Origin of the sequence: Citrobacter sp. wls716, assembly GCF_005280975.1 — a bacterium.
Lineage (GTDB): Bacteria > Pseudomonadota > Gammaproteobacteria > Enterobacterales > Enterobacteriaceae > Citrobacter > Citrobacter youngae.
Genome location: NZ_SZWX01000021.1, coordinates 428,808 through 442,653 on the forward strand (window position 1 = coordinate 428,808; position 13,846 = coordinate 442,653).

Sequence of the window (13,846 nt, forward strand, 5' to 3'; positions counted from 1 at the left end):
TTAACTCTTCGGTAAAAAATCACTCAGTCGTAATCCTGCCAACTGGGTGATAAGTAATGGTGTTAAATAAATCAACAGAACAAAAATGGCGATAACACTCTTTAACGTTAATGCGACAGAAAAAGCATTCAATTGTGATGCGAAACGTGAAAGTAAACCAAGCGCGCATTCTGTGACAAATAAAGCGACGACGACAGGCCCTACCAAAATTAAAGCCTTCAGCATTAACTCATTAACAAGATGAACCACTTGCAATGCTAATGCTTTATCAAAGTGAAAGGATTGTGCTACCGGAAATATTTGATAACTTTTTTTTATCGCCTCACAAAGCGTAACCATTCCGCCACTTAGCATAAAAGTCGCGCCGTAGAAATAGTTCATAAAACTGGCGAAAACAGAAGTTTCAACCCCTATACCTGGATTCATAGTACTACTAATAGTTGCTCCGCGTTGGTTGTCAATGACCTCACCTACCACCAAAGCAATCCAGAATGGCACTGACAGGCAAATACCGCATAGTAAACCAATAATCGCTTCCCGAACGATAATCACCATTGGTGCCGCTGCCGGCGCCAGTGGAAACTGTACACTCAGCAGAGGCAAAAAACCAAGAAGCATAAAGCACGTAATCACATTTTTGGCTAACATGCCCCCTAGCACCTGGCTGTTAAACCAGGGTAAGAAAAATGTTATTGGCAGAAGTCTGGCCATCCCGATAACAATCAACAGGATATATTCATGGTAGAGCACATAAACATTCATAGGCGACTCATTAGGGTATCTGGAATGCCAGGGCCAACACTTCGGCAGAGAAATTTTTCAGGCTGGAAACAAACCAGGGCGCAGTCATAAAAAGCGCGGCACATACTGCCAGCAATTTAATACCAAATGGCAAGGTCTGTTCCTGAATATGAGTAATTGCCTGAAGAATGGCCACAACTATCCCCACCACCGTTGCGACAATAACCGGAACTGAAGATAATATTAAGACCATATATAGTGCTTTATTGCCTATATAAAAGATACCATCCATTGTTATCCCGCCGTTTTCCATAAGGCTGCGTACTGCATGACCATGCCGGTCGCAATCTTAGACCAGCCATCAATGGCAACAAAAAGTACCAATTTTATTGGTAATGATATTGTTACAGGACTCATCATCATCATGCCGAGAGCCAGTAATACGTTGGAAACTAACAGATCCACTACAATAAAAGGAAGATAAACATAGAAGCCTAAAACAAAGGCGCTTTTTATTTCACTCAGCGAATAAGCCGCTAACAGCGTAAATAACGAGCTATTTTCAACTGTTGGTTTAACCCCAACAACCTGATGATCATCCGTTACGGGATATTGCTGCTGATAGATATTACTAAAAAATGTAAGGAGTTCTTTATCAGAAAATCGGTATAAATAATTTTTATACCCAGAAATGCCGTTATCGATGAAGTTTTGCACTGATTCAACATTGTCGAAAGAGACACCTTCCTGGCGATAATATTCATAGCCCTGCAGGGCAACTGGCGACATGACAAAAGCAGTTAATAGTAGTGAGATACCATTCAAGGTCATATTGGATGGCGCCTGCTGTAAGCCTATGGCGTTGCGTATCAATGAAAAAACAATAGAGAATTTAATAAAACACGTTCCGCCCGCAATGAAAAATGGCAAAAGTGTCGCAAGACTCAGAATCCCTACCAGACCAATGCTGTTATAATCCGTCATAATTTCATCTCACAATGTGTTGTAAACTTCCTCTATTTCCACCGCCAGGCGATCATTCAGTAAAACAAGTTCTCCCTTTGCTAACTTTTGTCCCTGAACCCGGAGTTCAACATCAACTTTATTGTCTCCCAGACCAATCAGGGCATCTAATACATCGCCGGTTTGTATTTTACTAATTTCTGCTAATGTCATGGTTGTTTCACTGAGTACAAACTCAATGTTTAGTTTGAGTCCATCTGCCGCCCATAACTTATCAACAAGAGCATTATTTATTTGACTATCCATAATATCCTCACTTACAGTAAAACTGTGTTGTTCATATTGGATCGCACAATATTCTATGTTTCCGACATAAAGGTAAATCTGAACATTTGTAATCCACAAGGCATCACCAATGGCCAAATTTTCGATATCACTCACAGGTAACGATGTGAATCCGAGAGATACTTTGATGGGACAAAGCAAATGCTGGCAATCGTTTACTGTTTCCGTATCCAGCACATCTAATGAGGTTAGAGATGTTTTTGGAAACCAAACAAAACCGGCATCATCACCGGCACTGTAGAATTTTTCATGCAGAGGAATCTGACATTCTGGGTCCTCAATAAGAACTTCAGCAATAGGTGCTGAAAACCACTCAGTCCCCAAGGAGAGATTAAATAACAGCTCACCGTACAATGTAGAAATAAATTTGTTTCCCATCGCCTGAACAGAAAATCGAGCATCCTGCATGCCATATTTCTGCAAAAGCGTTTCTGCAGAGACAAAAAAACATATCTCCGTTCCGGCGTGAACACCGCTACAGCGAATGAATGCTCCCTGCATTCGTTTCTGATTTGTCAGCAAAGCGATAGAATTGCGTGCGCAGTACTGCATGATCAGGTTTTCTGTGACATCCAGGTGCCGTAAACACGAAAGAATGGTATTCACGTCTCCTCCTCTTCGTCATTTAAAACATCCTGATTTGCCTCATTCTGCTGCTGTGAGTTTTGCTTATTCTGTAGATAGTCATTCGCCGTCGACACGGCACCATCTACACGCAATCCGTGCAAAGGATATTGCTGTTGGAAATTTACTAGCTGTTGTTCAGTTTCAATGTCCGATGGCATAATTTGTATTTGCGTATCAGATTTATTCTGTGCGTGTTCTATGCGTACCTGGGCCGTTTGTTGAGTAGGAAAGGTCCAGCTCACTTCGGTCACATTCGATTTCGTGTTTACTGCAAGCGCTACATCTTTGGCAGACTTTAATTGCTGCTGATTAACTGTCTCCTTTCCGCGTTCTCCAGATAATAGCTTTTCCGTTACCCATCCAGATTCAACGATAGCCTTGTCAGGGACTGGCATTGCAGACAGAACTGTTACCTCTGAAGATTCATTTTTTTTCTTATCAGATTTCTGAGTATTCTCATGATGTTGCGGAACCGCTGCGGTAAAAATTGCTGCCGCTCCACTGTGGATCAGGGCTTCTTCCTTTAATCGCCCTACATCAACGCTGGCATGTTGGCTAATATTCCCGGCGGAAATACGTGTCGGCACATTAGATACAGACTTATTGCCCGTACTATTCGTTTGTAGCTGCTGCACGAATCTGGCCGACAGAGACGATGATAGCGCTTCCCCAGCTAATATTACCGATACCGCAATCTGATCAGTTTGCTCGGTGCCCTTATCTCCTTTTTTCTCATCTTTGTTACCGTCAAAAGCCTCAATCTTAGTATTCTTTTTCCACTTGGTATCAGTATCATTCAATAATTTCTGAATAATACAATCAATAGATTGCACAATGTCACAAGAACCTATGTTTTCTGATAAATACGCTTCTACTGATGATGATTTTATATTTTCCATGCAATACATTCCTCTATAGAATATTCTTCCAGAGCAATTTTTTTGACACTACGCAGGCGTTTAACTTTTTGTTGGCATAAAGACCACTTACGCTTTTTTCGTTCATAGCTGGCGCGTAATTGCAACAGACGCGACTTTTCATCTTCTTGTTCATGCTGACTTGCAATTAATTCATCTTTTTCCGAATCCAGACGATATAAAACTGAGAGCAGCAATGATTCTTTTCTTTTAATAGCATATATATTGTCTTTCGTTACTTCACTTTCGGTAACTCCATGCCATAAGGTGATGATACAGTCATTAGTCTCCTTATGACCTTCAGCATTAGCAATCAGCAAATTTTTTAATCGTTCAATTTCGCGTTCAATACGTGTCACTTTCAGAACAAGGCTATCGCAGTACGTTGAATACAGATTTTCCATACTTTTATATGGCATACAGTGACTCCAACATTTGTGTAAATGATGTTTTATCTTCCATCTTTTGCTGGAGAAAATTCTTTATAATGTCAGTTTTCCCAACAATTTTATCTGTGGCTGGATTTTCACCTGGTTGGTATTCACCTAATTCAATCATCAGCTTCAACTCGTCCAGTTTTGACAAGTAATTTCGAAATAAAGATGCAGCTTCACACTGCTCATCAGATGATACTGCACGCGTTACACGACTGACGCTACGTAATACGTCAATTGCCGGATAATGCCCTGTACCAGCCAGTTTTCTGGAAAGATAAATATGCCCATCAAGAATCGAGCGCACTTCATCACCGATGGGGTCTACTTCCTCTTCTTCTTCAAGCAGTACCGTATAGAACGCTGTAATGCTGCCGAATTGAGTTTTACCACTTCTTTCCAGGATTCGTGGCAAATTATCAAAAACAGATGATGGGTAACCGCGTCTTGCAGGCATTTCTCCAGCGGAAAGCGCGACGTCACGAAGCGCACGGGCATAGCGTGTCATTGAATCAATCATCAGCACAACATTCTTGCCGGCGTCACGAAAATATTCAGCAATAGTGGTGGCAATAAGCGCTGCATTCCGCCTTTCGACAGCGGGCCGATCAGAAGTAGAATAGACGACAATAATTTTATCACGCTTATCCTCCGGGATCCCTTCAGCTAAAAACTCGGTGACCTCCCTGCCTCGTTCACCAACCAGTCCAATAACGTAAACATCTGCAGATGAATGGCTAATGATCATTGTCATTAAGGACGTTTTTCCGGCCCCAGCCCCAGCAAAGATCCCTACACGTTGACCTATACCGCAAGTTAATAACCCGTCGATAGCTCTGACACCTGTCGCAAATAAGCTATCGATTGGCCGCCGCTCACTGTAATCTGGCGGAGATTGCATAATGGTTCGAAACATCGGTAAAGATGCGTTGGCAGGGGGTGGTGACGCAAAACGTTCACAAATCTCGCCTTGTGCATTAATAACTGTACCCAGCGTGTCCATCGATACTGAAAGAGAAAAAGCAGTACCGTCCGGAACAATAATATTGGAACATGAAATACCATCAGACCCGCCCAGCAGGCACAGCACAGCATTGCCCTGGCTAAAACCGATAGTCTCTGCTTGTCCAATGACACGAGGATCGCTCAGAGAGCGATAAATACGACATCGTTCCCCAATAAAAGTATGGCGCAACGGTGCAGTAATGATCGTCCCCTGAATCGATGTTATCCTGGCGTTACAATCAAAAATATCACTAAGCAAGATTTCCTGCATTATTTTAGCGCCTGGCTAAATTCATCTACACGCTCATAAAACTGGTTCAATACATCCGCCAATGACTCACCTTGTTCAATTACATTTTCACTTAAAAATACTCTTAAAACAAAATTTCCATCATCTTCAACTAGCTGTAGCTGGCCTGTAATACTCCAGTCACAAGTTGCAACCAATGATTCGATAAGTTGTGGAGCAGCATTTAATAAGGCATGGCTATCATATTTTGCAACAGCACTCCAAAGAACCACAACACCGTTAACAGTACTAAACATAATTGACGGTTTTTCACCAAAACTAAGCTCGATTGTGGAATGATGATCTATATCAGAGATCAACGATGGATCGCATCCCATTACCTCAAGCGCCTGTTTGAGAATATCTACAATTTTTGAAACATCCATTTAATTAATCCACCATTTTGATTACGTTAACTTTAACACTTTCTGATATTTCGCCAAATGAAATGACATCCAGATCAGTAAATTGCGACATTATCAAACGTTTAGTATAGCGTCTGATATCAACTGCAGTTAGAAATACAACATCCTTTCGTGAAAGGTTCAATAAATGATGCTCAAACCTGTCAATAACAAACTCATTATCTGCCGGTTCCATATTAATAAATGATCCAGAAGCAGATGTTTTAATTCCCTTACGGATTTTATTTTCAATCTCAGGTGATAACACCATAACTGACAATACATTTTCAGTAGAAAACTTATCTGAAATATAGCGAGCTAACGCACTGCGCACATGCTCTACCAACTGGATCGTATCTCTCTCTTTCCCGCCCCACATCGCCAACGCTTCCAGCACTGCTTTCATATTTCTTACTGAAATACGTTCACTTAACAAACGCTGTAAGACTTCAGATACTCGCTGGACAGTACAATGCCTGTAAGTTTCCTTTAATAACTCAGGATACTGGCGTTCAAATTTATCCATAATATTTTTGGTTTCCTGGATACCAAACAGCTCAGGGATCTGTGCGGTCACCAGCAACTGAAAAGAAAGCATCATTTCATCTTCTGCCGAACGCAACGTAAATCCCAAAGATGAACATAACTCCTGGCTCTGTTCGGCGACCCAGTATTCTTTTTCATTTCCATATTCAGTGGTGATTACATCAATGCCGGGTAAATCAATAATACCGTCAAGATTCAAAAGTTTGAAATGCCCAAAGTTAATAGGAAATACACCTGCAGTAACTTCATTGATCAGGACAACAACATGGTTCAACTGTACGTTTGGGCTCATTACCACACTGACTTTCGGGAGTTCAATGCCATAGTTAAGGTAAAAATCCTGTGAAAAACGCATGCCAAAATGTTCAAGATCCAGATTGTTAAAATCTTGCTCTGGAAGCATTACCATCAACGGTACAGTTTCAGGTATAATACTTGCTGTGGGTAAAAGAGTATTTCCTTCACTACCAAAACTTCCCCCTGAATTCGTTTTTATACTCCCCGAAGACGTTGCCTGCTTTTTAGCTTTCATCATACGATTAATATAAACTGCAAGAATAATACCAGCTATAAACATAAAAATTATCAATGGAAATCCCGGAAGACAACCAATTAAAATGGCTACAATTACCGTAACAATCAAAACAAAATCACGCTGGAAAATCTGATCAATGATATTGTTACCCAGATTTTTTCCATCCTCACTAACCCTTGTTACCACAAAGCCGGTACCAATGGAAATAAGCAAAGCCGGAATCTGAGCGACCAAGGCATCACCAATTGTTAAAATCGTATAGACATCGGTAGCCCCACTAAAGGACATACCATGACGCCCCATGCCAATAGATACGCCACCAATGAAATTGACAAAGATAATCACAATGCTGGCAATTGCATCACCCTTGATAAATTTCATTGTGCCATCTAATGCACCATACAGTTGGCTCTCCTTTTCCAGCATGGAGCGTCGCCGTTGGGCATCATCAGCATCAATATTTCCCGCTCGCAGGTCGGCATCAATACTCATCTGTTTACCGGGCATGGCGTCCAGAGAAAAACGTGCACTAACTTCTGCGACACGCTCTGAACCTTTTGTTATAACAATAAATTGAAAAAGTGTAACAATTGAAAAAATGATAAAACCAACAATAATATCCCCAGCAATAACGAAGTTACCAAATGTTGTAATAATGTGTCCTGCATCAGCTTGCACCAGTATCATACGGCTGGTACTGATAGATAACGCAAGACGAAAGAGCGTTGTAATGAGCAAAAGTGAAGGCAATGCAGAAAATTCCAACACTTTCTGTATATAAAATGTGCCAATAAAAATTAAAATAGAAAATGTAATATTAAAAGCTAATAGTACATCAATAAGCCATGTTGGTAGTGGTATAATCAACATGGCTAATATTAATATCATCAACACAACCAAAAATAATTCTGGTCTCTGCGCTATTTTTTGCCACATATGTATCTCAGACTACGCTATAATGTTAATTACACTCTATATACTTTATAAATCTCTCGTATATAAGAGCTATATCTATTTTTTTCTGCAATACACAATAATAGACTTTATTGTGATGCGATAGAACTTGCTCATTGTGACTAAGCATTTCACTGTTATTATATATCCATGCAGAAAGATCGATCACACCTATGGGCATTTCCACCATTACAAAGTACCATACTCCATATCGACAGCAGCGGAATAAACTTCCCTTGAATGTAACAGAGATTTCTTCTCCGGCTAGCAAATTGCATACCTCATCTTCCAGTCCGCTATTAACCATATGTCCTTCTGATATGAGTAAAACGAGAAAACCCGTCGATAATCATTGCAAGAGTATTCTCAACACTCATTTTCATTTTTTCAGCATCTGCCAGATCATCTGCAAAGATCCCGAATGGAAGTGGCTTAATAGCAGAATAAATTTGTTGGACAAAGTTGGTTTTATTGCTACCTGCATAATATTTCATACAGTTGTTAATCAGTTCAATCGTTAAATTCTTAGTTTCATCAGGTTGCAAAACAATATGAAAGAAGAAATCAAGCAATCTGGAATCTCTTTCATTTGTTGATGGAATATACTCACCTTCATTCATCTTCGACATAAACATCTTATCGGCAGAACGAAGTATATTCATTCTAAAATTTGCTTCAAGCAAAGTGCCAAATTCAAGTGCGCTGCATGAAGGGTCGTAACTATTAATATCACAATGCAGTGCCTGGGAATAGTAATCCAGCACAGCGTAGCGATTTTCAATGCCAAATTTCTCAATCGACATCTGGTATATTTCTAGTGGATCAAGGTCCTGCGTAAGAAACCCCTCATAAGCTTTACGCAATGACTGTTCGTTTTGTTTTAGTTGCAAACTAAATTTTCTTGCTGTATTTGCACTGTTAATGCCTGCTTTTATCTTTTTCCTGTCAGGTCCCTTCTTTAGATTTTCAAGAGCAGACTCCAGAATATCCAAAGAAATATCAGGCAACTCATCATTTTCTTTTTTCTTCTTTTTCATCAAGATAAACGCGTGAAGAAGTAAAGCAATTTCTGTCGGGTCGGCGAATAACTGATGCAGATAATTTAATAATTGTTTTGCCGTCATTGCTCCGCCTTTGGCAAAATCATTGATTTTCATCACACAGTTTGGCGTTTTCTCCTTTATTGAGGCTTCACACTCTTCAGCAATGCTTTCTGGTGATGAAGGTTTTGCCTTCGCCGCACGATTATTCTGCAGAAAAGAACTCAATAACGCTGACATATCATCGGCCATAGTCATCGCAACTGAAAAAGAACCTTTCTCCACCTTCACTTCAGCATCATCCTGCATCTTAACAAGGACGTTGCTTAAATCGCCAATCCCTCCCGCACTTCGGACACTGGCCATTGGCAAAGATTCTAATGCCATATTCTACCCCTGATGAGTTGGTGTTATAAAAGCATCTTGATTAATTTTTTGCGTCTTATTCTGATAATTTTTAATGGCATCCCATCCATCATTAATGTAACCATCAAGCGCATCTTTGTGGCTAAAATCATCTTCTAGTATCCTGGGCTGAATCAAAAAGAGTCTTACCGCCTTCGAGGAATTGTTTGTCTTTGTTTTAAATAAATTACCGATAAATGGAATATCGCCAAGCAATGGGATTTTAGTAACACCATCAGACAACTGATCGCGTGTATAGCCACCAATTAAAAGATTCTGACCGGCAGTCACCCGAGCCATGGTGCTGATAGCAGTATTTCCCACAACCGGTAACTGATCTACCGTTGCAGTATCACCTTGATCATCTTCCACAGTATTTCCATCTGTAATGTCAATATTCATCTCAACGAGTTTATTATCATCTGAAATCATTGGAATAACGTTGATGGAAGTACCATAGGTTACTGTCTGGAGCGAAACTTCTCTTTCCCCCATCAATTTGACATAAAAACTACGCGAATTATCAAAGATAGCCGGAATATTATCCTGAGCCAGGATGATGGGGCGTGATACAATATTCGCCTTATTCCTCTGACTTAACGCATTAACGGTTGCCAAAAACATATCACTTTGCGAGCTTGTTAAGATACTTGTGGCATTAAAAAATGTCTGGATGCTCGAACCGACTTTATATTGCCCTTGCCAATTTACGCCTATTTGTTCTAAATCATCCTTATTAATATCAATAATCCAAAGTGAAAACTCGACTTGTTTACGAGGAACATCAAGGCGTGCAATAAGATCTTTTATCATGTTAACTTGATCTTGCGTGCCTTTAATAAGCAAACTATTACGACCTGAAAATGGCAATACTTTAATTTCACTGCCAGAAATTCTGCCATTATCGTTAAATTCTGCACGCACGCCAAATTCAGATTCTTCGAGAATCTCTGTTTCAGCTGTAGACTCTGGCTTAATTTGCTTTTTGACTGCAACATTACTTTTTCCTTGAACTCCATTATCGGAAAACAAGTTGTTGATTGTGGTGGCAATACCTTGCATCGTTTTCGTTTGCCCGCGATAGCTATAAGTACGATCATCCACGAACACATGCCGGAGTTTTACTGTATCAATGACTAATTCGCTGTTAGATGATGAATATCCCTCTCCCATAAAACCAGCTATACCAACCACGATTTCAATATATTTTGGTGGCCCTGAGATATAAAGTGTATTGGATGGCATATTCATTTTAAGTGGATATCGAGAATCATACATACCATTGCTGTGCAAGAAATCCTCCAGATCTCTATAGCTTCTGGCTGGAAAATGAATGATTGCAGTTTTAGCTTCTGAGGCTTCATATATATAATATATTGAACCATCAAAGTACCAAATTAACCCTAAGTCATGCGTAATGCGCTCGACCATTTCCATTGGTCTGTTAAGATCGAAACGGCCTGTCACCGAATATTTTTTTGCGCGTGAGCTTACAATAAATGGTTTATTAGTTTGTGATGATATCGCTTTAAAAACAAAATCAACGCTCTTATTATTGGCAGTAAAACTGTTAATTGGTGCTGTTAAATTGACATCGTTACTGGGGATCGATTGGCGAATGCCATTACTTTCCAAATTATCCTCAACAGCATAAACCGCTCCACTATAGCTTAGTACACCCAATACAATGAGTGTACTTAAATTTTTTATTGCGGCTTCAGTCCCGAAAAACATTGATATATCCATCCATGAAAGACATGAGAAATTCCATATTCGAGCATTCAAGTGGAAACAAACAAACCCAGCCGTCGTTAATACCAATTCCACACGCAAAAAATTGATTCAATTTCATCACTAACATTGAGAGAACGGCATACTTATCAATAAAATATTCGTCGGTTAGCTGGAACAACACATACTGTTCAGAATGGCAGATACTATAATTTTTCATTTATCTTCCTCAATGAGGACGGTGTCATACCGAAAGAGGATAAGATAACCTGGTTCAAATGAGACTGTGAGCTAAATCCATTGCTCATTGCTATATGAGTAAGGCTTTCTTTTGTCTCTACAATATCCAGCATTGTTTTTGTCAATCGCCATGCCTGCATTCTGGTTTTTACTGTATCACCGAAATATAGTTGTGTTTTTTTTCTGAAATTCGAGTATGACAAACCGTAACGTTCACTCAAGTTAGTAACATTGCTAATATCATTATTGATATAATTTCCTATAAGATAGTTTGCGATCATATAAGACTCTTGCTGTCGTATAAATTCACATAATGAAGCAAAGTCAAAATCTTCAATTCTTTGAATATATCTAATAATAAATAATTGTTCTAGTTCTGAATATCTTAAGCATATATTGCCATTATGCTTATGTTGAGTATCAGAATTCCAGTACGTATTTATGTCAGAAAAAACCTGATACGCAGCATCAAGAAATGCAAGCAATTCAGAAAAATACCCTACATTTACAGTACCCGTTAAAATCCGTGACTGCTGGTGATAATCTCTGATCTGGCGGCCATAGACTAAATGCTGTGAAAATCTTCCCTGTTCGCCAATCGTCCAGATATGGTTTTCACACCGCACATTCCCTGGGCATTGATTCAATTTATTTTCAGTGTTTAGTGAAACGCATAGCAAAAATTTTTCAGATAACTGTCTGCGGCTAATTTTATTCCCTGGATACCATTTAATTCCTTTAACATTCATGGCCTACATCCGTTTTATTCAAAACTCTGGTTGGCAGAAATTGTCATACTTCCACTATCGTTAACATCAGCCATCATTGCCACGGTGTCCGTTACACAGATTTTTAAGAAATGTTCCAGATTTTGGTCAGCGCTATTGATCGTTAAGGTTTTTGACTGAAGATTCCATTGAATTTCAGCATCTGGATGTTGAGCCTCGGCAAGATACTGCGTTGCACAGTATACAAGCTGTTGCCTGAATAAACGCGTAGAATGCGTAATATGTCCATCAGGCACCAATGCGATGTCTCTTTCTAACGGTTTTTTAACTGTGCAGCCGAACAGCACAGTTGATAAAATCATTACAGCAATAAATGATAAAGGCCCCTTATACATATAATGTTTATTCATATTTAAATTCCCTTCCTTGGGAGAAAACGCCTCTGCCGTTTTGCTATTGAATGCCCCTTTAATCATCAGGAACCTTAGCTTTGACATAGGCTAGTGTCTTTCATAAGAAAATTACATAAATTTTTATTTATTTTTTCTATTTTCTTTTTTGTTGAATAAATAAATGTTTATTCTTTTCATTTTTTATATCCCCTAGACTACTTAGGAGCATAGTAACTTTGTTTTTGTACGGGATTTTTATGGAAGAGAATTCGCAGCGTGCAGGTATGGATTGCCTGCCCCACTATGTCATGAAGGTGCTTTCTGGCTCGATGTATGGAGTAGACATTCCATTACCTCACAGCGAAAACGTGCATGTCCGCTTCATGTCACAGGAACAGTTATTAACTGCGGAACAAAGTGAACAGCAGTCTATTTTTAGCAGCGTCAACACTGTTGTCGTCCCAGCCCCCACAGACCAGAGCACCTGCTTTCTGTTGTCGTTTATAACTTCTGCTGAAAATGAAACAGTGGCTGTATCTTGCCAGGTACTGTCCCTCGCCGGAGAAGACCCCCTTTCTTCGGAAAATGGCGGAGAGACTTCAGTTCGAGCTTTAAACCTGAACAACCCAGTTAAGATTGGCCTGATAACTATTGCCTTAAAAATCAAGGGTGAATACTGGAATCAGGCCGTTGTAAACTATTCCAGAGAGCCGCTTTCTTCTCTGAATCAGGATGAAAGCATTACCGATCCTTCATTTGCTAAAGTATCAACCGATAGATCATATTTTCGTCGCCAACTTTATTGGCTGATTTTTCTCAGCACCGTTATCCTTTCTGTCGCCGCCACTTCTTTCATCGGTTATTACGCTAAGGTGGATAACAGTGCTTCCGTACTGTCTTTATTGTCTCCTGTTGATCCTGATATCGTTAAACTTAAGGATGGCAGTATTTATGTCATTGTGAGGAACGATACCGACGCCGGCTGGGGCTGGCAGGAACTCAATAAAAGTAATATTAATACAGAAAAAATTCACATTGTATCTCTTGAATCGGCTCGCCTTGATCTTTCAGCAATGCTCCACGAACTGAAGATCCCATTCCATAAAATTGAACTCGCTGATTCTTCAACTTTAGCAATAATATTTAGTACAGAACGTTGTACTAAAGATACGTGCAACAAACCCTTTAACACGTTGATTGGTAAAGATTATCCGTGGATAAAAAATACAGTCATTGGTTCATTTGCCGATCAAGAAATCATTGCATCTGCTAAGCATAAACTCAATGAATTAGGATTTCAGTTTACAACAGACATTACACCTTTAAGAGCGAATTTTATTATTCATGGTGTTATCGATAGGGAACAGTATTCTGTTATCCAGAATTCGATAGACAGTTTTAGACAAAGGTTTGGCGGTGAATATGTTCAGTTTGATTTTGGACTGGACGAACCGGGGTTACGGCCATTGACCTATCGGAACGGTGATGACAGTTATGCCATCATGTCTGATTACCACTGGCTTTATCCCTATTAAATTAAATGGAATAAG

The 13,846-nt window shown here is 39.6% G+C and carries 14 protein-coding genes; 1 reads left to right on the forward strand and 13 read right to left on the reverse strand.

Translation table 11 applies throughout. The annotated features are described in order from the left end of the window. The 13 genes from sctT to FDX24_RS04795 all read right to left on the reverse strand — a co-directional run bounded on the left by sctT (window position 1) and on the right by FDX24_RS04795 (window position 12,380). On the reverse strand, window positions 1–762 hold the full coding sequence (sctT, locus tag FDX24_RS04730) for a type III secretion system export apparatus subunit SctT (RefSeq protein ID WP_137363889.1): 762 nt from the start codon (window positions 760–762) through the stop codon (window positions 1–3). 10 nt (window positions 763–772) lie between these two features. Next, window positions 773–1,033, reverse strand: coding sequence for a type III secretion system export apparatus subunit SctS (gene sctS, locus FDX24_RS04735; protein WP_101742613.1), 261 nt, complete (start codon window positions 1,031–1,033; stop codon window positions 773–775). A 2-nt stretch (window positions 1,034–1,035) separates the two neighbouring features. Beyond that, entirely contained in the window at window positions 1,036–1,725 is a 690-nt protein-coding gene (locus tag FDX24_RS04740; protein ID WP_116359908.1) for an EscR/YscR/HrcR family type III secretion system export apparatus protein, read from the reverse strand. A gap of 9 nt (window positions 1,726–1,734) precedes the next feature. Then, a complete protein-coding gene (locus FDX24_RS04745; RefSeq protein WP_137363890.1) occupies window positions 1,735–2,655 on the reverse strand; it encodes a FliM/FliN family flagellar motor switch protein in 921 nt (306 codons plus the stop codon). Further along, window positions 2,652–3,575 (reverse strand): hypothetical protein, encoded by a 924-nt coding sequence (locus FDX24_RS04750; RefSeq protein WP_137363891.1) that lies wholly within the window; start codon window positions 3,573–3,575, stop codon window positions 2,652–2,654. Before FDX24_RS04750 ends, FDX24_RS04745 begins: the two co-directional genes overlap by 4 nt. Continuing rightward, entirely contained in the window at window positions 3,563–4,012 is a 450-nt protein-coding gene (locus FDX24_RS04755) for a hypothetical protein (protein WP_116359905.1), read from the reverse strand. The genes FDX24_RS04750 and FDX24_RS04755 overlap by 13 nt, the downstream gene beginning before the upstream one ends. Next, complete coding sequence (sctN, locus tag FDX24_RS04760) at window positions 4,002–5,303, reverse strand: type III secretion system ATPase SctN (protein WP_137363892.1); 1,302 nt, start codon at window positions 5,301–5,303, stop codon at window positions 4,002–4,004. The genes FDX24_RS04755 and sctN overlap by 11 nt, the downstream gene beginning before the upstream one ends. After that, on the reverse strand, window positions 5,303–5,707 hold the full coding sequence (locus tag FDX24_RS04765; protein WP_137363893.1) for a hypothetical protein: 405 nt from the start codon (window positions 5,705–5,707) through the stop codon (window positions 5,303–5,305). The genes sctN and FDX24_RS04765 overlap by 1 nt, the downstream gene beginning before the upstream one ends. A 4-nt stretch (window positions 5,708–5,711) precedes the next feature. After that, window positions 5,712–7,742, reverse strand: a complete 2,031-nt coding sequence (locus FDX24_RS04770) for an EscV/YscV/HrcV family type III secretion system export apparatus protein (RefSeq protein ID WP_137363894.1) — start codon at window positions 7,740–7,742, stop codon at window positions 5,712–5,714. A 317-nt stretch (window positions 7,743–8,059) separates the two neighbouring features. Then, window positions 8,060–9,187 carry an HrpJ domain-containing protein gene (locus tag FDX24_RS04775; RefSeq protein ID WP_137363895.1) on the reverse strand — a complete coding sequence of 376 codons (1,128 nt, stop codon included), beginning with the start codon at window positions 9,185–9,187 and terminating at the stop codon, window positions 8,060–8,062. Between the two features lie 3 nt (window positions 9,188–9,190). Further along, window positions 9,191–10,939: a type III secretion system outer membrane ring subunit SctC gene (gene sctC, locus FDX24_RS04780; RefSeq protein ID WP_137363896.1), complete on the reverse strand. Its 1,749-nt coding sequence runs from the start codon at window positions 10,937–10,939 to the stop codon at window positions 9,191–9,193. A gap of 203 nt (window positions 10,940–11,142) precedes the next feature. Next, complete coding sequence (locus tag FDX24_RS04790; RefSeq protein WP_137345933.1) at window positions 11,143–11,925, reverse strand: helix-turn-helix domain-containing protein; 783 nt, start codon at window positions 11,923–11,925, stop codon at window positions 11,143–11,145. Window positions 11,926–11,939: 14 nt separating this feature from the next. Next, window positions 11,940–12,380 (reverse strand): hypothetical protein, encoded by a 441-nt coding sequence (locus tag FDX24_RS04795; RefSeq protein WP_252362807.1) that lies wholly within the window; start codon window positions 12,378–12,380, stop codon window positions 11,940–11,942. Between the two features lie 173 nt (window positions 12,381–12,553). Between FDX24_RS04795 and FDX24_RS04800 the strand changes: the two genes are divergently transcribed. Further along, window positions 12,554–13,831, forward strand: a complete 1,278-nt coding sequence (locus FDX24_RS04800; protein WP_137363898.1) for a PrgH/EprH family type III secretion apparatus protein — start codon at window positions 12,554–12,556, stop codon at window positions 13,829–13,831. The last annotated feature ends 15 nt before the right edge of the window (window positions 13,832–13,846 follow it).